We start from the raw sequence: 23,986 nt of genomic DNA, 5'->3' as shown, positions 1-23,986 counted from the left end.
CGGCCGTGAGGCGACTGGGGGCCGCCCGACCCTCTACCATCGCGCGCTGCGGGGACGAGGTGGTCGACCGCAACCAGTTGGGCTCCCGCGGGGTCCGATCGTCAGCGAGGTAGAGGTGTCCGATCTGCAGGGTTCTCCGGTGCTCGTCACAGGGGCCGATGGCTTCATCGGCAGCCACCTCGTCGAGCGACTGGTCGCCGAAGGTGCCCACGTGCGCGCCCTGTGCGTCTACAACAGCCAAGGATCCAACGGCTGGCTCGACACCGTCGCCCCGGAGGTCCTCAGCCAGGTCGACGTGCGGCTCGGTGACGTGCGCGACGCGGGTCAGGTCCGGGACCTGGTCGAGGGGTGCGACCTCGTCCTCCACCTCGCCGCGTTGATCGCGATCCCCTACAGCTACGTGGCGCCGCGCTCGTTCGTGGACACCAACATCGTCGGCACCCTCAACGTCCTCGAGGCGGCCCGGGCGACGGGCGTTCGGGTCATCAACACCTCGACCAGCGAGGTCTACGGGACACCGGACGAGGTGCCGATCCGCGAGAGCCACCCGCTCAAGGGGCAATCGCCCTACTCGGCGTCGAAGATCGGCGCCGACAAGATGTGCGAGTCCTACGCGCGCTCGTTCGGCACGCGCGTGGCCACCCTCCGTCCCTTCAACACCTTCGGCCCCCGGCAGTCGCTACGTGCGGTCATCCCCACCGTGCTCGCCCAGCTGTTGGCAGGCGCCGAGCGCATCCACCTCGGCAGCCTCAGTCCGAGGCGGGACTTCACGTTCGTGGCGGACACCGTCGATGGCTTCATCCGGGCGTCGACCACCGCGCTCGAGCCTGGCGAGGTGGTGCAGCTCGGCACCGGTCGCGACGTCTCGATCGCCGAACTCGTCGAGGTCTGCCAGAAGGTCGTCGGCACGAGCGCCGAGGTGACCACCGACGAGGAGCGCATCCGACCCGCCGGGAGCGAGGTCGAGGTCCTGCTCTCCGACCCGACCTACGCCGCGGAGCGGCTCGGCTGGACGCCGTCCACGTCGTTGGAGGATGGGCTCCGGGCCACCGCCGAGTGGCTCTCGGCACGCCGGCTGAGTGCCGACGATGCCGCGCGCTACCACCGCTGAACGGCCCGTCCGTGTCCCCTGCCCCAGCAGGCGTACCGTCGGTCGTGGTCGCCGGCGCTGGCGGTATGGGGCGAGAGGCCGCTGCCTGGGTGGCTGATGCTTGGCCCGACGTACGGCTCCTCGGGTTCGTCGCTTCACCTCGGACGCCACCCGGTGCCACGCTCCTCGGCCTGCCGGTGTGGGCGACGCTCGACGCCCCCTTGGTCGCGGCCCCCGACCCAGCGCCCGCGGTCGTGCTGGCCATCGGCGAGGCCGTGCTGCGACGTCGGGTCGCCGACCAGGCGGCGGAGCGTGACCTGGAGCTGCTCAGCGTGATCCACCCGACGGCGTACGTCGGGCCTGGTGTGGCGGTGGGGGCCGGCGTGGTGCTGGCGCCGAACGTGACGATCACCCGGGACGCGCAGGTCGGCACGGGTGCGATCGTGAACTACGGGGCACAGATCGGCCACGACGCCTCGATCGGCGCCTTCGCGTTCGTGGGCCCTGGCGCGGCCCTGGGTGGCGACGTGACGGTCGAGGACGGCGCGTTCCTCGGACTCGGTTGCTCGGTGCTCCCCGGCCGACGTATCGGTGAGGGCGCAACGGTCGGCGCAGGAGCCGTGGTCACCCGTGACGTGGCCGCAGGCTCCACGGTCGTCGGTGTGCCGGCACGGGCCGTCACGAGCTGACGGCGACGATGCCGTGCGCCTGTACCCGTCGGCTGGCGGGGGTCGGTCGACGGCCGGCCTCAGGCCTCACCGCGGGCGGCCCGAAGCTCGTGCGGTCGGCCGATGTCCTGCCAGTCGCCGTCGAGCATCCACCCGAGGACGGGCTCGCCCCGAGCGAGGCAGCCCTCCGCGAGTTGCGTGATCGGGAACGGGGTCCCCGCCGGGATCCGATCGAGCAACGTGCGCTCGATCACGTAGGTCCCCGCGTTGACGGTCCAGGTCGCGCGTGGCTTCTCCTCGAGCGAGGAGATCGTCCCGGCATCGTCGGCGTGGATGACGCCGAACGGGATGTCGTGCACGTAGGACTGCATGCCGATCGTCATGACCGCGCCGGCGGTCGTGTGGGCGCCCAGGATGCCGCTGACCGAGAACGAGGTCAGCAGGTCGCCGTTCATCACGAGCAGCGGAGCGGTCGGTGGCTCGGAGAGGTCCTGGAGCAGGCGCAGCGGACCGCCGGTGCCGAGCGGCCGCTCTGGGGGTTCGGTGAGGTAGTCGATACGGCAGCCGAAGTCGTGACCGTCGCCGAAGTGTTCACGGATCTGGTCGCCGAGGTAGCCGATGGACAGCACCACGCGGCGGATCCCCGACCCCACGAGGTGCAGGACGATCCGTTCGAGGATCGGTCGCCCTGCCACCGGCAGCATCGGCTTGGGTGTGGTGTGCGTGAGCTTGCCGAGCCGCGTCCCCTTGCCGCCGGCCATGACGACCGCGGTGTTGGGCAGGATCGGTGCACCGATCACGTCGCGCAGGAGGTGGACACCGGTCAAGTGCCCCTCTGGATCCACCTCGGGGATGTGGGCGATCGACCGCGCCCGCATGAGATCGAGGACGGCCGCACGGTCCTCGCCCGGCTGAACGGTGGTCGGGCGGGCGGACGCGAACGGGGCGACCGCCTGGTCCAACGTGGCACCCCCGAGCAGCGCCCGCCGAACGTCACCGTCGGTCAGGGTGGCGAGCAGCCGGCCCTCGCCGTCGACGATGAGCGCGATCTCGTACCCGCCCTGGTCGATGCACCGCATGGCATCGCGGATCGAGGCCTCGGGACCGAGGAGCAGAGCCTGCAGCCGCTGGTCGCTGAGATGACGCACACGGGAGCCTTCGGTCGTCAGGGGCGCGTGGCCAGATCGCCCGCGAGACAGGCCGCGAGGCCCTCCTCAGGGGTCACCTTCGGGAAGCACGTCAAGCTGCTCACCGGGCTGGCGTTGAGGACCTCGATACCCGCTGCCTCGAGCTGCGGCACGGTCGACGCGAAGACGGCCGGAGCGTTCTCGAGCTTGCGGGCCCGGTACTCGGTCCAGCGCCCGAACGTCGCTCGTCCTTCGAGGTCGGCGTACCGGCGGCGGTTGAAGTCGTCCATCGCGCCGTGCCAGTAGTCGTTCGGCCCCCAGAAGGTGGTCAGGTCGATACCGAAGAGCACGATCCGGGTGGGACGCAACAGGTGCGCGTAGTTCAGCGCGGTGTGAGCGCTCGTGTGACCACCGCTGTGGACGACGTCATCGAGCTCCGAGAGGCGGTCCGTGACCAGACGGCGGCGGAACTCGAAGCCGGGTAGCGAGCCCCTGTCCCGGAGGGCTGCCAGCGGCAACCCGGCGACGACGGGGCCGTCGTAGTCGCGGAACCGCTCGGTCAGATGGCTGGCGTCGTGCGTGACCGCGACGTCGCTCCACGGGAGGACCGTCGCCGTCGCGTTGACCGCGACCGTGTGCGCGACGCCGCGGAGCGGCGTGAGGTCGACGCCCTGGAGCGAGGGGCCACCGCCGATGATGGCGACCACCCCGGGGTTGGATCCGACCTCGAGCCCCGCGGTCAGCGCATCGGTGATCGCGCTGGCCGCCCCGGCATCGTCCCCGGCTCGGCGGAGCGTGATCGCCAATCGACGACGGGCATCGACCGAGGCCGGCCAGAGGTCGCAGACCGCGCGCCAGGCATCGATGGCGGCGCCGACGTCTCCGCGTGCCTCGGCGACGCGAGCGAGCTCGGCACGGCGCCACGGCTCGTCGTCGGCCGGCCACGTCTCGAGCGCCTCGCTGGCCGCATCGTGATCGCCTCGGTTGCCATGGGCCCGCACGAGTGCGGACCGGTCGGTGCGCTCGGCGGCCGGCGTCGCCGCCAGTGCGGCGAAGTGGTCGGCCGCCTCTTGCCAGTGGCCGAGGGCAGATGTCAGGACACCGAGTTCGCGGCGGAGCTCCGTGTCGTCCGTGTGCACCTCGAGGCCGTCTCGCAGCACCGTGACCGCCTCGGCGACCGCCGAGGCGTCGGCGAGCTCGGTCGCCAACTGGAAGTGATCGTCGGGGACGCTGTCACCCTCGCGGTAGGCCTCGAGCACGCGCCGGGCCCGGACGCGTGCCTCGGACCAGTCCCAGTCCTCGGGTGCGTGCTCGCGTCGCTGGATGCTGATCGCGTTGCGCACGAGTTGTCGCTGCAGACCGCGGTCGGCCGGGAACCGGTCGAGGCCGGCCTCGACCGCCGCGTCGGCGCGCTCGTGGTCGAAGGCCGCGGCGCAGCGCCGCGCCATGCCCACGTACAGCTCCGGCGGCACCTGCCCACCGTGGGTCGCCTCGGCCCACCTGGTGTCGACCGCGTCCCAGTCACCACGGTCGATGGCGAGGAACGCCCGCTCCACCAGCAGCGTTGGATCGCCCGGGTGCTCCTCCAGGCCGCGCCGCAGCGCCGCGTCGGCACCGACCGCATCCTCGGCCTCCGCAGCGGCACGCGCGCGGTCACGGTGCACGTGCGGCAGGGCACCGGGGAGCTCCACCGCGACCGAGTAGCGCTCCAGGGCACGTTCCCAGTCGCGCGTCGCGGCGGCGAGCCGTGCCCATCGCGTCGCGATGTCGACGTCGTCCGGGTGGTGTCGCCGCCCGAGGGCGATGGTCTCCTCGGCGGCGTCGAGGTCACCCTGTGCCTGGTGAGCACGCGCCAGCTGGAGGTACGCCCGGGGGGGCGCTTCGTCCCGGCCGACCTCGATGACCGTACGCCACCGCTGGATGACCTCGGGCCAGTCGCGATCGAGGTTGGCCAGCCGGGCGCGCCGTTCGACGAGGGCCAGGTCATCGGGGAAGCGCGTCAGCCCGAGCTCGAGCACCTCGTCGGCACGGTTGAGATCCGCGAGGCTCTGGTGGGCCTTGGCGAGCTGCTCGTAGACGTTCGCCGGTGCATCTGCGCCGAAGCGATCCAGGACGGCCTGCCACCGCTCGACGGCCTCGGTCCAGTCCCCGGCGATCGTCGCCACCTGCGCGTGCTCGCTCGCCAGCTCGAGGTCGTGCGGGTGGCGTTCGACCGCGCGGGCCAGCGTCCTGGCCGCTGCCTCGGGATCGCCGGCGCGGACCTCGGCGCGGGCCAGGCGAGCGGCCACACGAGGGTCATCGGCGGCGTCGCCCCGCAGCTGCGCGACCCGGCGCCAGCGTTCGACCGCCAGCGGCCAGTTCCGCGCGGTCACAGCGACCTGTGCGAGCTCCGTGGCGATGCCCACGTGGTCCGGGAAGCGCGCCGCGGCCCGGGACAACGTGGTTCCGGCGGCCGCGTGGTCACCGCTCCGCCGCTGGGCGTTGCCCAGACGGGTCAGGGCCGGCGCGGCCGGGCCCTCCCCGGCGGCGAGTACCGCCTCCCAGGCCAGCACCGCGTCGTTCCACCGCCGTTCCGCGCTGGCTTGCTTCGCGGCCTCGACCAGTTCACCGGCGGGTCGCTTCTCGCTCGCGCCGCCGTGGTCGAAGGCCCTACGCAGGCGTCCTCCGATGCGACGGACCAGCGAGCGATGTCTCGTGGCGCGGTCCGACGGCATGACAGCTCCATGGACGGTGGTCGGTGCATCGGGCCCAGCCCGGGCGACGCGCGAGGCTAGCGCTCTGGCGCCCCTGCCCCCGCCGCGACGGAGGACGGTCAGGCCCGGTGGACGAGAGCCACGTAGGGTTCGAGGAGCCCGTCCGCTACCCGGGCGATCTCCTCCTGGTCCGCGTACGCGGCGTGGATGCCGATGTTCCGCCTCGAACGCTCGGGATCGAAGGCCCTGCCCGACGCGTGAGCCTCAGCGGCGACGTGGAGTCGGTCGAGGAGGGCAGCCCGTTCGTCAGGATCCGTGACGAAGGGCTCGAACGCCACCGTGACGAGGCGGTCCTCGAGTTCAGCGTCCGCACGGAGTGCGGCGTACGCGCGGTAGCGCTCGGCCATCGTCGCGATGAAGTCGTCGGCCTCCATCGCGAAGGGAGATTCGAGGCGCTGTGACACGTACTGGTCGCGCGGATCGCGTAGGACGGCCACCGCGACCGACCGTGAAGCCAGCCGCAGGTGCCGGAGGTTGTGGCCGACGATGGCGTTGTTGAGCAGCGCGCGGCGGTCGACCGGCGTGCGGTCGGCGACGAACGCGTCGATGAAACGGCCGATGGCGTCCGCTGCGCGGGGGATCGACACCTCCGCGTCCTGGCCGACCTGCGCCCAGGTCCGTCGCAGCTCGGCGACGAGCCACCGGAGCTGGAGCACGAACCGGTCGAGCGCCGGTTCGTCGCGGCCCACCCAACCGAGCAGAGGACGCCCGGTCTGTCCGAACCCGATCGTGCTCGCGAGGACCGCGTCGGTCACCGTCCCGGGATCGGGGATCCGTGGACCGTCCGGACCGACCGGACCGTCGAGGATGGTCGCGAGGTGTCCAGGCTTCTTCAGGAACCCCGTCTCCCGGTCGGCGAACGGGAGGTGGAACTCCTCGTACTGGCGCAGCAGGTCGAACACCGCACCCGAGCCGGAGTACAGGAAGCCGCTGATCAGGACGGTGTCGCGGGCGTCGCCGACCGCGTGCGTGTCCGCACACCGTGCTGGCCCCGCCTCCTCCCTGCCGGCTGCCGCGACGGCGACGAACTCCGCCAGGTCATCGAGCAGTGGCAGGAGGCGGTTGGCTCGGTCCTCCGAGTGGCCACGGAGGCGGATCGCCTCGGGCACCTCTATGCGCAACACGCCGACGTCCCCGGCGTGCCACCGGCTGCTGGCTGCGGCGAAGGCGGCGTTCGCTTCGGCGACGCCCTCGTCGGCGGTGATGGTGCGCGCCAGCTGTTGGGCATCCTTGCGCGCGCGCGCGGCCGCGGAGGCTCGGCCGAGGGTCGCGCGTGCTTCGGCGAGGGCACCCGCGGCCCTCGACGCCGTCGCTTGCTTGACGATGGCCTCGTCGGCGCGATCGGGGTAGCGCCGCTCGAGTTCGGCCCAGAGCCCTCGGGCGTCCTGCCACCGGCGCAGCACGAGTTCGATCTCGGCCGCCGCGTGGAGCGCAGGTTTGGTGACCTCGCCGCGCTCGAGCGCCTCGCGGAGCGCCGCCTGCGCCTCCAGGAGCATGGCCTTCCAGATGTGGCGTTCGTCCTCGGCGCTGGCGGCGTAGCCGCGCAGCGCGAGGCGCGCGAGTTCGACGCTCAGGCCCAGGTCCTCGGGGAACCGACGGCGCCCCTCCTCGATGGTCTGGCGCGCTGCGGTCAGATCGCGGTCGAGACGACGGGCGCGGGCGAGCTCTCGCCACGGCTCCGCGTCAGGAGCCGTCGGGCCGGCCGTGGCCACCACCTCGGCCCACGCCTGTGCGGCCGCAGGCCAGTCCTTGGCTGCCGTCGCCTCTCGTGCCTGCGCCAGCGCTCCGGTCCGGCCGGGGCCGCCTGTGCCACGCAGCGCCGCGAACGTGTCCCGTAAGCCCATCGCCGACCTCCTGTCCGAGGGAGGCTAACGGTCGGTGGGGGCCGCGATAGTCAGGCGGGGTAGGCCCTGGCGAGGAAGCTCGCCATCTGCGCGCGGGTGACGGGTGCCTTCGGGTCGAACGTCCCGTCCTTGCCGCCGCGGATGATCCCCGCTTCGGCCAGCGCGCCGATGGCGCCGGCGTGGGTCGAGCCCGACGAGACGTCGCGGAACGGCGCCGGGCGGGCCGGCAGGTTCAGTTCGCGCTGCAGGAGCGAGGCGACCTGTTCGCGGGTGATCCGCTCGTTGGGGCAGAACTGGCGGGGCGCGCACCCCCGGGTGACTCCGGCGGCGGCGACGGCCTCGATGCCGCGCTGGTGGGGCCCGGACACGTCGCGGAACACGCCCGAGGGACCGGCCGGTAGGGCTGCCGCCCGGGTGAGGAAGGTCGCCATCTGGGCGCGGGTCACGTGATCGGACGGGCAGAACGCGGTGCTGGTGCAACCGGTGGTGATGCCGCGCTCGGCGAGGGAGGCGATCGAGGTGGCGTGGGTGTGGGTCCACGGGACGTCCCGGAACGAGCCCACGAAGCCCGAGCTGACGGTCGCCGTGCTGGAGGCCGGGAGCCCGGCGTGCTGGCGCATCGCCCCGTAGAGGTTCAGGATCTTGGTGCTGTAGTGCGGGTCGGTCGCCCAGTTGCCGCCGCCCATCTGCTCCCACGTGCTGGCCTTGCCCTTGGGGTCGACCAGGTCGAACCGGGGGCTCTCGAGGGGGTGGGCGAGGTTGTCGCGGGTGACGTTGGGGTCGGCGTAGGCACGCAGGTGCTGGATCTGGGCGCGGACCCCGATGCGGGCGCTGCGGAAGGTCGCGACGGTGCAGGTCCCCCCGTCGCAGGCGCCGATGCCGGCGAAGTTGTTCTGCTCGGCACGGACCTGGCCGTGGCCCGGCCAGTTGAAGCTGCCGGTCTCGAGCACGGCCTGCGCGAACGCGAGGTCGCCGGCGACGCCCTCGGCGCGGCCCTCCTCGATGTAGAGGGCGGCGAGGGTCTCCACCGACACGGTCGCGCGGTAGCCGGCGACGCGGGTGCTCGAGGAACGGAACCACGACACCAGTTGGCCAGCGGACAGCTGCGAGCTGCGCATCACGGCGGTGCCGGTCCGGGCCTCGGCGGCGGACGGCGTGGCCGCGACGCTCGTGCCGAGGACCGCGGCGACGAGGAGCAGCCCGGCGAGCAGCCGGCGAGTCGCGGCCGGGCGCAGGGGCAGGAGGGCAGCGTTCGAGAGCACGACGAACTCCAGGGGTGCCGGAGGAGGTCCGGCGGAGGGGATGCTCTATCCGTCGGAAAGGGCCGCCGCCGTCCGTAGACGTTCCCGCGTCGGTTGCGGAGAGCGCGCGCCCCGTCATGCTCACGCAGGTAGGGTCCGGGCTGCCGCTTCCGGTCCGAACCATCCTCCGAGGGAGGGTCCTCGTGCTCGCCACACTGCTGATCGTGCTCGCCGTGATCGTCCTGATCGCGGTCTTCGTCGTCGTCCTCTACAACCGGCTCGTGCGTGGCCGGGTGCGGGTCGACGAAGCGTGGGCGCAGATCGACACCCAGCTCCAGCGTCGCCACGACCTGATCCCGAACCTGGTCGAGACCGTCAAGGGCTACGCCGCCCACGAGCGCCAGACCTTCGAGGAGGTCACCGCCGCCCGCGCCCGAGCCATCTCGACGACCGGGCCGGCCGACCTCGCCGAGGCCGAGAACGGCCTGACCCAGGCCCTCGGGCGCCTGCTCGCCATCAGCGAGAACTACCCCGACCTGAAGGCCGACGCGAACTTCCGTCAGCTCCAGGAGGAGCTCGCGCACACCGAGAACATGGTCGCCGGTTCCCGCGGGCACTACAACGCCAGCGTCCGCGCCTACGACGAGCTGCGCCGGGTCTTCCCCTCCAGCATCGTCGCCTCGAGCTTCAACTTCGAGGCGCGTGAGTACTTCGAGGTCGAGACCCTCGAGGTTCGCGCTGCCCCTGAGGTGTCCTTCGAGTGACCGCACGCAGCGGCGGACTCTACGACCAGCTCCAGCGCGAGAACCGGCGTGCGACCCGGGTGCTGCTGACCCTCGGCACCCTGCTCGTCGCGCTGCTGGTCTGGCTCGTGGTCGGCTACCTCGCCGGCCCGGAGGTGGCCTTCTCACCGGTCCCGGCGCTCGGCATCACCGCGTTCGGGACTGCCCTCGGCCTCGGCGGCACCTTCCTGTCGATGCGTGCCGGTCCCGCGATCGCCCTGCGGGCGGCCAAGGCCAAGCCCGCCGACCGTGAGCGCTACCGCGAGCTGCACAACGTCTTCGACGAGGTGTGCGTCTCGGCCGGCATCTCGGGCACCAAGCCCAAGCTGTACGTCGTCGAGGACCCGGCGCCCAACGCCTTCGCGACCGGCCTGTCGCTGGACAACAGCCACGTCGCGGTCACCACCGGCCTGCTCGAACGCCTCCCGCGCTACGAGCTGCGGGCCGTGCTGGCCCACGAGGTCGCCCACATCCTCAACGACGACATCCGGGCGGTCACCGTGGCGGTGGCCACGGCCGGCCTGGTGGCGCTGCTCGCCGACGTGCTCATCCGGGCGATGTGGCTCGGCGGCGGTCGTGGGGGACGGAGCCGCTCGAGCAAGAACCAGGGTGGCGGCGGAGCAGCGGCGCTCATCGCCGTCCTCGGCATCCTCGCGGTGATCCTGGCGCCGATCGCGGCCCAGCTGATCCGCTTCGCCGTCTCGCGCCAGCGTGAGTACCTCGCCGACGCGACCGCCGCCGACCTGCTGCGCGACCCCCAGTCGATGGTCAACGCGCTGCGGCGGATCGACGGTGACACCACCGAGATCCGCCACTTCGAGGTCGCCACGGCGCACCTGTGGTTCGAGGAACCCAACGAGACCCGCGGCAAGGACCGTGCCGCGAAGATGGCGCGCCGGTTCGCGACGCACCCGAGCATGCGGGAGCGGATCGAACGGCTCGCGTCGCTCAACGCCGGCACGGTCCGCACCGACGCGCCCTTGCCGCCACGACCCGACGCGCCCCGCGGTCCGGCCGCACCGGATCCCTCGACCCGGACCGGAGGCCCGCCGCCACCCCCCGCCGGCGGACCCTGGCCGCCACCGCCGGGCGGCGGCTGGCCGCCACCCCCGGCCCGCGGCGCCTGAGCGAGCGGCTCCGGGGACGCTCAGACGGGCTCGTCCTCGGTCACGCGGTCGGCCGCGCTCACCGCCGTCGGCGGATGTGTTCGCCGGACCGCCACGACGACCGCGCCCGCGAACAGCGCGAGCGGCAGGAGCAGCACCAGCCGTTCGGCAGCCAGCCACGTCGTCGCCGCGAGCACGAGCAGACCTCCAGCGGCGGCCGCCGTGGCCCACCAGCGACGCTCGGTCCGCCACGCCCTCGCCAGCCCATCGACGTCGAGCATGAGTGCCGCGAGGACGACGAGGGGGAAGCCGATCAGCCCCATCAGGAGCGTGATCGCGACCAGCGGGCTGATCCCGACCACGACCAACAGCCCTCGCCACGGCTGTCGGCGCACCACCAGCGCGCCGACGAGGACGGCCTCGCTGGCCAGGGCGCCGAACGCCACCGCCTGCCACCGCCACGGCTCCGACGCGATCCACAGGCTCAACCCGCCGAGGGCGGGATCGTTGAACAAGAACACCTCGGCGACGAGGATGTTGCGCATGTTCTCGCCGACGACCCAGGCGACGCCGCCGGTGGTGGCTTTCGACCAGGCAGCAGCGAGCAGCATCACCGCCAACCCCGCTCGACACGCCTGGACGGGCCACCGCCACCGCCAGTCCGGCGCCTCGACCCCTCGCGGGTAGGGCGCCAGGGCCACGACGACCAGGGCGATGAGCAGCGGTTGGTGGCTGTGGCTGATCTTGCCGAACGAGTTCTCGGTGAGCAGCAGCGTGCCGTAGGTCGCCAGGGCCGTCACGGCAGCGACCCTGGCCGGGCCCCGCCACGGGCCGGCCGCGACCACGCAGCCGATCAGCGCCAGCCAGGTGCAGGCGACGACGACGGCCTCGGTCGGGGGCGGGACGTCGAGGACGCCGAGCACCGACACCGGTTCCCACACGCGCCCCCCGCGATCGGGCTGGGTCAGGTAGTGCAGGCGGTTGCGCCACACGTCGACGGCGACGGTGGCGAGGACGAGCACCCGGACCGCGAGCAGCGTGTGCGCCGACCCCGGCCCGAACCACGACCGTGTCCACACCTCGGGCGGTGTGCGCGGTGGTCGCCGCGCATCGCCGGTGGTGTCGGTCGCGTGCGACGCGGCTGATGGGTTCACGGGGTCGCCACGCGCATCACGGGCTCGCGCCGGACGACCTCGAACGCAGGCGGGTCGGGGTGGCGGGAGACCGCTTCGACGGTGAGCTCGATGAGCACCTCGACCACCGCATCGTCGCTCGCCGCTTCGGCCTCGGCGAAGCCGCTGAGCGCCTCCCGGTCCTCCTCGCGGACCAGGCGGAGCAGCGCGTGTCGGGCCAGGGAACCCCCGAGCTGGCGCGTCGTCCCGTCCTCCCGGATACCGGTGAACCGCACGTGCTCGACCTCGTAGACCCCGCTGCGTGGGGAGGAGTACATCGGGAACCGCGACAGCGGGTAGGCGTCGGGGAGCGCCATGAGGCTGGTGGCCACGGAGGCGGCCAGGAAGGCGGCGATGATCGCGGACACCGCTGTGGTCGGGTGGGCAGGCACGCCGGCTCGGCGGCGCCGACGTCCGATCGCGTACGTGAGCGCGGGCCCGGCCAGCGCCACGATCGGTGTGAGCCGGGTCACCGTCGCACCGGTCCCACCGGCGCTGCGGGCGAGCGGTGGCCCGGCCACCCACAGCACCACCCCGGCGACGATCGCCGCCACGAGCAGCTGCGGCCCGCCGGCGCGCAGGTTGGCGTGGACCGCTGACGGGCGCAGCGTGCCCGAGCTCAGCAGCACCCACCCCGCGGCACCGAGGGCGATCAGGAGCCGTGTCGCCGTGGGCGGCGACGGCTCGTCGAGGGCGAGCAGGATGGCCAGCAGCCACCCCGCCACGGTGCAGGCGAACAACCCGGCAGCGGCGGTGCCGGGGCCAGCGGCCGACCGCTCGGTTGGAGCCTGGACGCGCCGTGCTGCGTCCACCCCCATCCCACGTCCTCCCGAGGACCCGTCCCTGACCGTTCGGAACGTAGCAAGCGCCCGGGGTCGCTCAGGCGGAGCGGATCGCCGCGAGCGACCGTACGAGACCCGCGAACGTGCGCGGGTCCCAGCCGGTCAGTTCGGCCCAGCGGTCCAGGCGGTACCCGACGGTGTTGGCGTGGACCTCGAGGCGCCGGGCCGCCTCGGAGACCGAGAACCCGTGGTCGCCGAAGGCCACGACCGCCTCGGCGAGGTGCGGGTGCTTGGTGGCGACGTCCACCCCGACCGCGAGCAGGCCCCGCAACCGCTCCTGCGAACCGTTCAGCGTCGCCCACAGCCAGGACTCGTCGAAGACGCCGGTCGTCGCCTCGGGTGTGACCTCCAGGGTCAACTCGGCATCGGTGAGGCTGGCGCGGGCCCCGCGGAGGCCCAGCCGCTCCAGCCCCGTGGCGATCGTCGCGTCCGGGATCACGGCCCGGATCGCGGCGATCGTCTCCTCGGCGACCCCCTCCTGCGCGACGATGACCACGAGGGGGCCGCGGGTGACCACGGCGTACGCTCCGGCGAGTGCGTGCGCCCGCCGCTGCAACTCGACGGCATCGTGGTCGTCGGTCGCGCCGCGCACCACCGTGACCGTGAAGCTCTCGCCGGGATCGAGGCCGAGCGAGCGTCCGAGCGAACCGGCTTCCGGGCCGTCGATGTCCCCGGCGACGAGCAGTTCGACGAAGCGCTGTCGTGCGCCGACGTCCCGGGCCTCGAGCCGGCGGGTGGTCTGCGCGTGGGCCGATGCCATGGCCGTCGACACGTCGTGGACCCAGCTCCAGACGGTCGTGGCTGCCTCGAGCAGCTGGGTCGTGGCCTGCGTGTCCGCGGGTGGCAGCGCGCGAACGAGGGCCAGCCACAGTTCGCGGTAGCCGATGTCGTACGCCGCGACGACCGCATCCACCGGCAGGCCTTGCAGCGCCCGACGGACGCCGAGCTCGCGCCGGATGGTCAGCTCCGCGTCGGTGGGGGCACGCCGTTCGGCGATGCCCACCAGGATCATGTCCAGGGTGCGCGCCACGGAAGCGTGGATGTCGTCCAACGGGACCACGCCGGGGGCGTAGGCCGGGACCTCGGCCTCGATGCAGGTCACCACGTGCATCGCGAGGTCATCGATGCCCCGCGACACACGCCGGGCGATCGCTGCGACCGCCTCCCAGCCGGCGGGGACCTGGACCTCGTCCCACGGGTCGACCGGTGGCTGTTCGAGGTCGATCGTGCTCCCCGGGACGACGCCGTCCGCCGTGGTGCGCTCGCTGCTGACCACCGGTCCCTCCCGACGCGCACGCCCGCTCCCGAGGGGTGCACGTGTCGACGGACGTTTCCTGTGGAACGCACGAGGTCCTGCGTCCGTCGGCCCGGGATGCTACGAGGTCAGTGGTCGCGGCGCCAGTGGCACGTCCGGAGCCACGCCCACCGCCGTTCCGTGGTCATACTGGGCCAGTCCTGAGCGTCTGAACGGACGCGTTCAGGCCCGCCGCAGGGGCCGAACGCGGGTACGGGGCTCGAACTCGCCCTCACGCCCGGGCCATCCGGCCGGTCGCGAGACCCATGCTCACCTGGCCCGCGTTGACATCCGCATCACCGCCGGGTACCCATCGCTGCCTGGGAGAGCAGTTCGTGGGAACCACGAAGGGAGCGTGCGCCCGCACCGTCACCGGTGCGTGTCGGCGCGCTCGCGCGTGGTCGAGACCGTGGGAGTTGGCGTGCTCGCCATCCAGAACCTCGAGGTCGTGTACGAGGACGTCATCCTCGTGCTCAAGGGCATCAGCATCCAGGTGCCCGACAACTCCATCGTCGCGCTGCTCGGTGCCAACGGTGCCGGCAAGACCACGGTGCTGCGGGCCATCACCGGTCTGCTCGACGTCCACCGCGGCGAGATCACCAAGGGGACGATCACCCTCGATGGTGAGCCGATCCACGGGCTCGACGCCCCCGGCACGGTGGCCACCGGCATCTCGCAGGTGATGGAGGGCCGCCGGGTCTTCCGGGAGTTCACGGTCGACGAGAACCTGCGCATCGGCGGTCACGCCGGACCGCGCAGCAACCTCAGCGCGAACCTCGACCGCATCTACACCCTGTTCCCGCGTCTGGCCGAGCGCCGCAAGCAGGTCGCCGGTTACCTCTCGGGTGGTGAGCAGCAGATGCTCGCCTTCGGTCGCGCGCTGATGGGTGAGCCGCGCTACCTGCTGCTCGACGAGCCCTCCCTCGGCCTCGCGCCCCTGATCGTCCAGCAGATCCGGGACGTCATCGTCCAGATCAACGAGCAGGGGACCTCCATCCTGCTCGTCGAACAGAACGCCAACATGGCCTTGTCGATCGCCTCCCACGGCTACGTGATGGAGACCGGCAAGATCGTGATGGACAAGGCCGCTTCCGTCCTGCGCGAGGACGAGGACGTCCGGGAGTTCTACCTCGGGCTGCGTGAGGAGGGCGCGGGCAGCTTCCGCGACGTCAAGCACTACAAGCGCCGCAAGCGCTGGCTGTCCTGAGTCGACGGGAGGACCCCTACGTGACCATCCGCACGCTCTCCGACGCCCTCACCTCGACCTCGGTCGACGTGCCCGCTGGCCAGCCGCTGCTGCACATCGAGGATCTCGAGCTGCGCTTCGGCGGCACCCGGGCCGTCGACGGTGTCAGCTTCGACGTCATGCCCAACGAGCTGTTCGCCATCATCGGGCCGAACGGTGCGGGCAAGACCTCGCTGTTCAACTGCATCTCGAGCGTCTACCGGCCGCAGTCCGGCCGCATCGACTTCCTCGGCGACTCCGTCCTCGGTCAGAAGCCGGATGACGTCGCGGGGCTCGGTATCGCCCGGATGTTCCAGAACATCGAGCTGTTCGACAACCTCACGGTGCTCGACAACCTGATGCTCGGGCGCCACCTGCACCTGGACTACGGGCCCGTCGCGGGGCTGTTCTACGCCGGCAAGGCCAAACGCATCGAGCTCGAGAACCGCCGCGTCGTCGAGGACGTCATCGACTTCCTCGAGATCGAGGCGTTCCGCAAGTTCCCGGTGGGGATGCTGCCCTACGGGGTCAAGAAGCGGGTCGAGCTCGGCCGCGCCCTGTGCATGGAGCCCAAGCTCCTGCTCCTCGACGAGCCCGTGGCGGGCATGAACGTCGAGGAGACCGAGGACATGGCCCGCTTCATCCTCGACATCCGCTCCGAGCTCGGCCTCGCGATGATCCTGGTCGAGCACGACATGGGCCTCGTGATGGACCTCGCCGACCGGGTCCTGGTGGTCGACTTCGGCAAGCCCATCGCCCTCGGCACACCGTCGGAGGTCCAGCAGCATCCCGACGTCATCCGCGCTTACCTCGGTGAGGACCACGAGGTCGTCGGCGACGTGCACGCGGAGGAGTTCGACCTCGGCGTCGGCTCCGTACGGGACGACGACACCAGCTCGGAGGTGGCACCGTGACCGATCTGTCGCGCCCCGAGCACGAGGCAACCACCACCGCCGAACAGGCCGGAGCGCCCGCCTCGTCGGACGCCATCTCGACCGTCCCCCAGCGGGTCCGCCGCCGGGCCGCGGCCATGCCCGAGGTCGTCGCGCTGCGCGAGAAGCGCCTCGGCATCTGGCAGGACATCACCTGGGCGACCTACTGGGAGCAGACCGCTCTCGTCGCGCACGCGCTCGCGTCGCTCGGGATCACGGCCGGTGACCGGGTCGCCATCCACTCCGAGAACCGCCCCGAGTGGCTCTACGTCGACGTCGGCACCGTCGCGATCCGCGCCATCACCATGGGGCTGTACCCGACCAACCCCGCCGCCGAGGTGCGCTACCTGCTGCAGGACTCGGGCTCGCGCGTCCTGATCGCCGAGGATCAGGAGCAGGTCGACAAGGCGCTCGAGGTCGAGGCGGACTGTCCCGACCTCGAGTGGATCGTCTACATCGAGCCGCGTGGGGTGCGCGACTACCGGCACCCGAAGCTGATGTCCTGGGAGGACTTCATCGCCCGGGGCCGCGAGCACCAGGACCGCGACCCGTCCCTGCTCGACCGGGTGGCCGCCGAGGCCACCGAGGACGACGTGGTGACCCTGATCTACACCTCGGGCACGACCGGTCCGCCGAAGGGCGCGATGCTCACGGTGCGCAACGTCGAGTTCGCGATCTCGACGCTGGTGTCCGACGGCGGGTTCTACAACCCGCCCGCGTCCGAGGACGACGTGGCGCTGTCCTACCTGCCGCTGTGCCACGTGGCCGAGCGGACCGCGACCGAGTGGGTCAACGCCGAGGCCGGGGTGCTGATCCACTTCGCGGAGTCCATCGAGGTGGTCCAGGCCAACCTCAAGGAGGTCCAGCCGACGCTGTTCTTCGCCGTCCCCCGCATCTGGGAGAAGCTCTACGCCGGCATCATGATCAAGATGGCGTCCGCCTCGCGGCTCAAGCGCCTCACCTTCGGGCTGGTCATGAAGATGGCCAACACCATCGGTGACGACCTGGTGGCCAACGACGGCAACCACACCACGCGTAGCCGCATCCTGTACGCCATCGGCTACCCGCTGGTCTTCCGGCCGCTGCGGGACCGGGTCGGCCTGCGCAAGGTGCGGGCCGCCGGGTCCGGCGCCGCCCCCATCGCCCCGGAGGTCCTCAAGTTCTTCTTCGGGATCGGCGTGGTGATCAGCGAGATCTACGGCATGACCGAGAACGCGGCGGTCGCGACCGTCAACCGCCCCGGCCGCGTCAAGCTCGGCACCGTCGGCGAGCCGCAGCCCGGCATCGACTTCAAGATCGACGAGGAGACCGGCGAGATCCTCACCCGTCACGCGGGGACCTTCGCCGGCTACTGGAACAAGCCGGACAAGACCGCCGAGACCATCGACGCCGACGGCTGGCTGCACACCGGCGACGTGGGGGAGTGGGTCGACGGCACGCACGTCAAGATCGTCGACCGGATCAAGGACATCATCATCACCGCCGGCGGGAAGAACATCTCGCCGTCGGAGATCGAGAACTCGCTCAAGACCTCGCCGTTCATCAAGGAGGCGGTCGTCATCGGTGATGGCCGGCCCTACCTGACGGCGCTGATCGGCATCGAGCTCGACACGGTCGGCGACTGGGCCACGCGCAAGCGGATCGGCTACACGACCTACCGGGACCTCTCGGAACGCACCGAGGTGCTCGAGCTGATCCAGAAGGCCATCCGCGAGACCAACGACAAGTTCGCCCGGGTCGAGAACGTGCGCAAGTTCCGCGTGATCACCAAGGAGCTCGACCACGAGGACGGCGAGCTGACCGCCACGCAGAAGGTCAAGCGCTCGTCGCTGGTGGAGGCGTTCGCCCCGCTCGTGGCCGACATGTACGAGAACCGCACCGAGCACGCCGGTGGCGACCTGGTCGAGGTCCACGCCCCCGCCCGATCCGACGCCGCGGCCGTGCCGGCCGGCCAGGAGGACTCCGCCTGATGGAGGAGCTCATCTTCCCGATCTTCCGCGGGCTCGGACAGGGCAGCGTCTACGCCCTCCTCGCCGCGGGGTTCGTGGTCATCTACCGGGCGACCGACGTCGTCAACTTCGCCCAGCCGACCCTGATGGTCCTCGGCGCCTACTTCACCTCGCTGTTCGTGCGTGGGTACGGGTTGCCGTTCTGGGTCGGCGTGGTCGCCGCGATGGTGACCATGGCGGTCATCGCGGCGCTCATCGAACGCATCGCCCTGCGCCCCATGGTGGGCCAACCGGTCTTCTCGGCGGCGATGGTCACCGTCGGTCTGTTCTTCGCGTTGCTGGTGCTGGCCGGGCGCCTGATCCGCCAACCGATCTTCATGGGCGACCCGTGGGGCAACGACTCCTTCGTGCTGCTCGGCCGAAACGTCTTCGTCGCCGACGCCTGGAAGATCGTCATCACGCTGGTCGCGTTCGCCGCCGTCGGCTTGTTCCTCGACCGTTCGCGGGTCGGCCTCGCCATGCGAGCCACCTCGCTGGACCAGGAGGTCGCCCTCGCGCAGGGCGTCAACGTCGGCCGGATGTTCAACCTGTCCTGGGCGCTGTCGGGAGCCCTCGCGGCGCTCGCCGGCATGCTGGTGGGGACCGGCGGTGGTGGCGGCGTCGAGGCCACGACCGCGTTCGTCGCGCTGAAGGCCCTGCCCGTGATCATCCTCGGCGGCCTGGACTCCATCCGCGGTGCCCTCATCGCGGGGTTGTTCATCGGCGTGGCCGAGTCCATCACCCGCGGGTACGCCTCGACCCTGGCGCCGATCCTCGGGGCCAACGTCGACATCGTCGTGCCCTACCTGATCATGATCGTCGTGCTGATGGTCCGGCCTTACGGCCTGTTCGGCACCCCGGAGGTGCAGCGTGTCTGAGCGCCCCACCGACAGCCGCGTGGTCCCGGGAGGATCGTCATGACCGAGCAGCGGACCTCGACCCTCAGCGGCCCGAAGCGCTTCCTGGCGCGCCGCGCCCGCCCCGAGCTGTACACCGAGTACGCGGCCGACCAGGCCATCCTCAACACCCCGGGCAAGCGCACGAGCGTCGGTGTGCTCCTGCTGGTGGCGGTCATCGCCCCCTTCATGCTCAGCCGCGACCTCACGGGCCTGCTCGCGACGGCGTTCATCTTCGCCATCGGCGCGATCGGCCTCAACCTGGTCACCGGGTACGCCGGGCAGGTCTCCCTGGGGCACGCGTTCTTCGTCGGGCTCGGGGCCTACACCGCCGCGTTCGTCGGCAGCCCGGCGACCGGCACCCTGCGGGGGCTCGACCTCGAGATGTGGATCTGGCTGCCGGCCGCCGGGCTGGTGGCAGCACTCGTGGGCTTCCTGGTGGCGCCCCTCGCGGCCCGGGTACGCGGCCTCTACCTCGCCATCTTGACCCTGGGTCTGGTCTTCATCGGTGAGCACTTCTTCAAGGAGATGCGCACGTTCACCGGCGGTCCCGGCGTCGGCCGGCGGGCGGCGGCGCCGGTCATCGGCGGCTTCCAGCTCAACGCTCGGCAGGAGATCTTCGGTATCGACGTGACCGGCCAGCAGCTGTACTACCTGTTCTGCCTGCTGATGCTGATCGTGTTCGCCATCGGCGCGCGCAACCTGGCCCGGTCCAAGGTGGGACGTGCCTTCGCGGCCGTCCGCGACCGCGACATCGCGGCCGAGGTGATGGGCGTCCCGCTGACCCGGACCAAGGTGCTGGCGTTCACCGTCTCGTCGTTCTACGCCGGGATCTGCGGCGGGTTGCTCGCGGTGACCTACGGCCAACCGACCCCCGAGAACTTCAACCTCACCCTGTCGGTCATCTTCCTCGCGATGATCCTCATCGGCGGGGTGGCGACGGTGTCCGGCGCGATCATCGGGGCCATCGTCATCCAGATGCTGCCCCGGTTCGTGCAGTGGATGTCGGGGTACGTCCCGGGGGTGTCGCGCAGCGCATCGGGCGGGATCATCTCGGTCGACCAGCTCGAGGGGATCCTGTTCGGTGTCCTCATCGTGCTCTTCCTCGTGATCGAGCCGCGCGGGCTGTTCGGGCTGTGGCTGCGCATCCGCAACTACTGGAAGGCTTGGCCCTTCTCGTACTGAGCGATGTGAGTCGGCGTCTCAGTCCACGGCGGTGCGCGGCCCGGGACGTGGAGGGAGCGGCCCGCACCTCGCGTGACCGCCCGACGAGACGACGGACCCGGCAACTACTACGCTGGTCGTAGGCTGGTGGGAGTCGCTGGGAGAGAGATGTCCGCCCGGGTCACCGGGCGGTCCTGGAGCAGGTTCCACGATCAGGAGACAGGGATGCGCAAGACCAGATGGCGGCGACACGCCGCCGCGTTGTGTGCGATCGCCCTCGCGGCGAGCGCGTGCGGCAACGGCGACGACGACGGCGGCATTGCCGCCGACGACGGCAACGGCAACGGCAACGGTGCTGAGGAGATCGCGACCGACGTCGGTGTGACCGACGAGCCCTGTGAGAACGCGGTCAACGAGGACAACGGCTGCATCTACCTCGGTGTCCTGTCGGACCTCACGGTGGGACCGTTCGCCCCGCTCGGCGTGCAGATCGTCGAGGGGCAGCGGGCCTTCTGGCAGCGTGTCAACGACGAGGGTGGCATCGCCGGCTACGACATCGACATCGACACCTACACGCGCGACAACGAGTACAACCCCCAGGTCCACTCGCAGCTCTACAACGAGATCGAGCCCGACATCCTCGCGCTCGCGCAGACCCTGGGCACCCCACCGACCGAGGCGATCCTGCCCGACATGGACGCCGACGACGTCGTCGGCATCCCGGCGTCGTGGTGGTCGGGCTGGAACTTCGAGGAGTCCGACCACGGGGTCATCCTCGAGTCCGGCTACTCGTACTGCCTCGAGTCCCAGATCGGCCTCGACTGGGCGAACGACAACGAAGGCGAGATCGGTTCGGTCCAGGCGGTCGGCTACCCGGGTGACTACGGCGGCGACTCGGCTGCCGGCGTCGCGGCGTGGGCCGAGGCCACGGGCGCCGAGGACCTCGGCTTCGCCGAGACCGGCCCGAACGCGCTGGTCGGCTCGCAGGACGCGGCCGTGCAGCAGGTGGTCTCCGCGGGTGCCGACGTCGTGGTGCTCGCGACCGGTCCGGCCGAGACGGCCGAGATCGTCGGTGGTGCCGTCGCTGCCGGCTTCGAGGGCCGCTTCCTGGGCTCGGTCCCGACCTGGAACCCCGCGCTGATGGACTCCCCGGCCGCTCCGGCGCTCGAGGCTGTCTTCACGCACATCGGTCCCTGGGAGGCGTTCACCGGCTCGTCCGAGGCGCACCAGGCCATGCAGGCCGCGCTCGGTGAGGGCAACCTGCCCGCCAACGACGGGTTCACCTTTGGGTGGATCTGGTCCTACCCGATGAAGGCCCTGCTGGAGCAGGCCGCCGAGAACGGCGATCTGACCCGGTCGGGTGTCCGTGCCGCCGTCGACGGCCTGGTCGTCGACTACGAGGGCTCCCTGCCCGAGCGGACCTTCGGTGAGGCTGGCGAGGACGTCCGCACGGCCGTCATCTCCAAGCCGGACGCCTCAGAGGAGCTGAACCTGCGCACCGAGGAGACCGGCGTGACCGGTCCGACCGCGGATGCGTTCGCGTACGAGACGCGCTGCTCGGGCTGATCCACCACGCAGCGACGCCACACCGCTGGGGCGGCCTTCGGGCCGCCCCAGCGGCGTCCGGGGGGCGGTGGGGAACACGTGCGGCGAGTGCCCCGGTGCCCGTCTCAGGGTCGGTCGGACACCTCGGGGTGTCCCCCGATGGTCGCCGCCGCTCCGCGAGGCCATGATGGGGTCACCACCGCCTCTCGTGGCGGTGCCCCTTCGACCTCTCGAGGTGATCGACGTGTCCGGTCCCTACCCCGACCCCTCCGACCCGATGAGCAGCGGCCCGCCGCCTCCGGGGCACGGCCTGGACGGCGACACGCGCGGCTGGGCGGTCGCGGCCCACCTGTCGACCTTCGTCGGCGCGTGGGTCTTCCTGGCCTTCATCGGACCGCTCGTGGTGTGGATCGTGGGCCGTGAACGCCACCCCTTCGTGGACCACCACGCCAAGGAGGCGCTCAACTTCAACCTCACCCTGCTGCTCGTCGGGGCCGTCGCGGTGATCGTCGGGATCGTCGGCGGGGTGCTGACCCTCGGCCTGGCGCTGATCGTGATCATCCCGATCGGCATCATCCTCGCGATCGTCCTCATCCTGCTGTGGATCATCCTGCCCATCGTCGCGGCGGTGAAGGCCTGGGACGGTGACGGCTACCGCTACCCGATCTGCATCCGCTTCGTGAGCTAGACCGCCCGCACGGGTCGCGCTCCGTGACGCGCGGCCGGCGCCCGGGACCGAGGTCCCGGGTGTTCCCGCCGTTCCCTGGCCGTTCGGCCGTCGTTGCCTCCTGCACGGACCTTGAGACGGCACGCCGCTTCCGCGCGTGCTGCGACCCGACCGCAGGAGCCCTCCGTGCGTCCCCTCGCCAGGTACTCGACCTCCTCACGCCGCTCGCTGCCGCGCCCTGTCCCGGTGCTCGGCGTGGTGGCCCTGATCGGACCGCTGCTCGGCGGGCTGACCGGCACCGTCACCGACACCGTCGACGCCGTCATCGACGCGGGCGTGCTCGCGGAGGGTCGCGCGCTCGTCCACGTCTCCGAGGACGCCGATCTCGCCGCAGTCGCCGACCAACTGGCCGCCGCCGGTACCAGCATCCACTCGACGTACGCGGCCATCGACGTGGTCGCCGTCGTGGGTGACCCCGACGCGCTCGAGCGGGTGGCCGGTCTCGATGACGTCGAGTGGTTGGAGCGTGACGCCCCGGTCGAGCTGCTGACCGACACCTCCCACACCGCCACCCGCGGCGCGCAGCTGCTCGACGGTGAGGTGACCGTCGGCGGCCAGATCGTCGACGGGTCGGGCATCGGGGTCGCGGTCGTCGACTCCGGCGTCGACGAGCTCCACCCCGATTTCGCGGGCCGGATCGGCGAGAACGTCAAGGTCCTGCCCGGCGGCGTGGCCATCCCGCTGCCGATCAGCGACACCGCCAGCTTCGGCGGCCACGGGACGCACGTGGCCGGCACCGTCGTCGGGACCGGCGCCGCCTCCGGCGGTACCTACCGCGGCGCGGCCACCGGCGCCACCGTGCACAGCGTCTCGGCGGGCGCCTTCATCTCGCTCGCCTTCGCGCTCGACGGACTCGGCTGGGTCCTCGACAACCACGACACCGTCTCGCCGGCGATCCGCGTGGTCAACAACTCGTGGGGCTCGTCGGGTGAGCACAACCCGAACAGCGCGGTCACGCGGATGGTCAACGAGCTGGTCGACGCGGGCGTGACCGTGGTCTTCGCGGCCGGCAACAGCGGTGGTGACGGATCGTCCCTGGCGACCAGCCCGGAGTGCACCAACCAGACCCCCGGCGTGATCTGCGTCGCGGCTGCCGATGACCTCGGCCAGGGCTCGCGCGACGGCGGCCTCGCCAGCTTCTCCTCGCGCGGCGTCGACGGCCGGCCCGAGACCTACCCGGACCTGTCGGCGCCGGGCGCCAACATCGTCGCCCCGTGCGCACCGACCCTGCCCATCTGCCTCACCGGCTCGTTCGGTGCACCGAACCCGATCTACTACTCCTCCCTGTCGGGCACCTCGATGGCGGCGCCGCACGTCGCCGGCATCGCGGCCCAGGTCCTGCAGGTCGCACCCGACCTGACGCCGGCCGAGGTCGAAGCCCTGCTGGTCGACACCGCCTACGACCGCGGCCTGCCCGCCTTCGCCGACGGTGCTGGCCACGTCGACGCCGTCGCGGCGGTGCTGGCGGCCACCTCTGGCTGACCGACCCCGGTCGTGCGTGCGGCCCGGGATCCCTCGTGGGGTCCCGGGCCGCGCGCTGTCCGAGGGGTGTCATGGTGCCGGCGTACCCTGCCGGCCCACCCCCCGATC

General features: G+C 71.7%; 19 protein-coding genes. 12 read left to right on the top strand and 7 right to left on the bottom strand.

Annotation, left to right across the window (positions count from 1 at the left end; all coding sequences use genetic code 11):
* Window positions 1–139: 139 nt before the first annotated feature.
* Both NITAL_RS01235 and NITAL_RS01230 read left to right on the top strand, forming a co-directional pair.
* Window positions 140–1,111 (top strand): SDR family NAD(P)-dependent oxidoreductase, encoded by a 972-nt coding sequence (locus NITAL_RS01235; RefSeq protein WP_211262139.1) that lies wholly within the window; start codon window positions 140–142, stop codon window positions 1,109–1,111.
* Complete coding sequence (locus NITAL_RS01230) at window positions 1,057–1,779, top strand: acetyltransferase (RefSeq protein WP_342674202.1); 723 nt, start codon at window positions 1,057–1,059, stop codon at window positions 1,777–1,779. Before NITAL_RS01235 ends, NITAL_RS01230 begins: the two co-directional genes overlap by 55 nt.
* Window positions 1,780–1,838: 59 nt before the next feature.
* Here the strand turns inward: NITAL_RS01230 and NITAL_RS01225 are convergent, their stop codons facing one another.
* The 4 genes from NITAL_RS01225 to NITAL_RS01210 form a co-directional block, all read right to left on the bottom strand.
* Window positions 1,839–2,906, bottom strand: coding sequence for a sugar phosphate nucleotidyltransferase (locus tag NITAL_RS01225; protein ID WP_052664280.1), 1,068 nt, complete (start codon window positions 2,904–2,906; stop codon window positions 1,839–1,841).
* A gap of 17 nt (window positions 2,907–2,923) precedes the next feature.
* On the bottom strand, window positions 2,924–5,599 hold the full coding sequence (locus tag NITAL_RS01220; protein ID WP_052664279.1) for a tetratricopeptide repeat protein: 2,676 nt from the start codon (window positions 5,597–5,599) through the stop codon (window positions 2,924–2,926).
* A 98-nt stretch (window positions 5,600–5,697) separates the two neighbouring features.
* Window positions 5,698–7,482, bottom strand: a complete 1,785-nt coding sequence (locus NITAL_RS01215; RefSeq protein ID WP_052664278.1) for a tetratricopeptide repeat protein — start codon at window positions 7,480–7,482, stop codon at window positions 5,698–5,700.
* 50 nt (window positions 7,483–7,532) lie between these two features.
* A complete protein-coding gene (locus NITAL_RS01210; RefSeq protein WP_052664277.1) occupies window positions 7,533–8,744 on the bottom strand; it encodes an S-layer homology domain-containing protein in 1,212 nt (403 codons plus the stop codon).
* Window positions 8,745–8,926: 182 nt separating this feature from the next.
* On the opposite strand from NITAL_RS01210, the gene NITAL_RS01205 reads away from it, so the two are divergent.
* Together NITAL_RS01205 and NITAL_RS01200 are read left to right on the top strand one after the other, a co-directional pair.
* A complete protein-coding gene (locus NITAL_RS01205; RefSeq protein WP_211262138.1) occupies window positions 8,927–9,487 on the top strand; it encodes a LemA family protein in 561 nt (186 codons plus the stop codon).
* A complete protein-coding gene (locus tag NITAL_RS01200) occupies window positions 9,484–10,632 on the top strand; it encodes a M48 family metallopeptidase (RefSeq protein ID WP_052664276.1) in 1,149 nt (382 codons plus the stop codon). Before NITAL_RS01205 ends, NITAL_RS01200 begins: the two co-directional genes overlap by 4 nt.
* A gap of 20 nt (window positions 10,633–10,652) precedes the next feature.
* Here the strand turns inward: NITAL_RS01200 and NITAL_RS01195 are convergent, their stop codons facing one another.
* From NITAL_RS01195 to NITAL_RS01185, 3 genes are all read right to left on the bottom strand, one after another.
* A complete protein-coding gene (locus NITAL_RS01195) occupies window positions 10,653–11,765 on the bottom strand; it encodes a hypothetical protein (protein ID WP_052664275.1) in 1,113 nt (370 codons plus the stop codon).
* Window positions 11,762–12,601, bottom strand: a complete 840-nt coding sequence (locus NITAL_RS01190; RefSeq protein WP_052664274.1) for a hypothetical protein — start codon at window positions 12,599–12,601, stop codon at window positions 11,762–11,764. The genes NITAL_RS01195 and NITAL_RS01190 overlap by 4 nt, the downstream gene beginning before the upstream one ends.
* A gap of 61 nt (window positions 12,602–12,662) precedes the next feature.
* Window positions 12,663–13,901, bottom strand: coding sequence for a PucR family transcriptional regulator (locus NITAL_RS01185; RefSeq protein WP_052664273.1), 1,239 nt, complete (start codon window positions 13,899–13,901; stop codon window positions 12,663–12,665).
* Window positions 13,902–14,340: 439 nt separating this feature from the next.
* Between NITAL_RS01185 and NITAL_RS28790 the strand changes: the two genes are divergently transcribed.
* The 8 genes from NITAL_RS28790 to NITAL_RS01145 all read left to right on the top strand — a co-directional run bounded on the left by NITAL_RS28790 (window position 14,341) and on the right by NITAL_RS01145 (window position 23,878).
* Entirely contained in the window at window positions 14,341–15,126 is a 786-nt protein-coding gene (locus tag NITAL_RS28790; protein WP_052669227.1) for an ABC transporter ATP-binding protein, read from the top strand.
* 26 nt (window positions 15,127–15,152) lie between these two features.
* Window positions 15,153–16,058 carry an ATP-binding cassette domain-containing protein gene (locus NITAL_RS01175; RefSeq protein ID WP_083442054.1) on the top strand — a complete coding sequence of 302 codons (906 nt, stop codon included), beginning with the start codon at window positions 15,153–15,155 and terminating at the stop codon, window positions 16,056–16,058.
* Window positions 16,055–18,046, top strand: a complete 1,992-nt coding sequence (locus tag NITAL_RS01170; RefSeq protein ID WP_211262134.1) for an AMP-dependent synthetase/ligase — start codon at window positions 16,055–16,057, stop codon at window positions 18,044–18,046. Before NITAL_RS01175 ends, NITAL_RS01170 begins: the two co-directional genes overlap by 4 nt.
* A complete protein-coding gene (locus NITAL_RS01165; RefSeq protein ID WP_052664272.1) occupies window positions 18,046–18,942 on the top strand; it encodes a branched-chain amino acid ABC transporter permease in 897 nt (298 codons plus the stop codon). Before NITAL_RS01170 ends, NITAL_RS01165 begins: the two co-directional genes overlap by 1 nt.
* Window positions 18,943–18,981: 39 nt before the next feature.
* Window positions 18,982–20,145, top strand: a complete 1,164-nt coding sequence (locus NITAL_RS01160; protein ID WP_052664271.1) for a branched-chain amino acid ABC transporter permease — start codon at window positions 18,982–18,984, stop codon at window positions 20,143–20,145.
* 204 nt (window positions 20,146–20,349) lie between these two features.
* Window positions 20,350–21,690: an ABC transporter substrate-binding protein gene (locus NITAL_RS01155; RefSeq protein WP_052664270.1), complete on the top strand. Its 1,341-nt coding sequence runs from the start codon at window positions 20,350–20,352 to the stop codon at window positions 21,688–21,690.
* Window positions 21,691–21,913: 223 nt separating this feature from the next.
* Window positions 21,914–22,357 carry a DUF4870 domain-containing protein gene (locus tag NITAL_RS01150; RefSeq protein ID WP_211262133.1) on the top strand — a complete coding sequence of 148 codons (444 nt, stop codon included), beginning with the start codon at window positions 21,914–21,916 and terminating at the stop codon, window positions 22,355–22,357.
* A 165-nt stretch (window positions 22,358–22,522) separates the two neighbouring features.
* Window positions 22,523–23,878, top strand: a complete 1,356-nt coding sequence (locus NITAL_RS01145) for a S8 family serine peptidase (RefSeq protein ID WP_052664268.1) — start codon at window positions 22,523–22,525, stop codon at window positions 23,876–23,878.
* Window positions 23,879–23,986: the final 108 nt, after the last annotated feature.

This window comes from Nitriliruptor alkaliphilus DSM 45188 (assembly GCF_000969705.1).
Lineage (GTDB): Bacteria > Actinomycetota > Nitriliruptoria > Nitriliruptorales > Nitriliruptoraceae > Nitriliruptor > Nitriliruptor alkaliphilus.
Note: the sequence above shows the minus strand (reverse complement) of the source record. Positions and strands in the feature narration are given on the sequence as shown.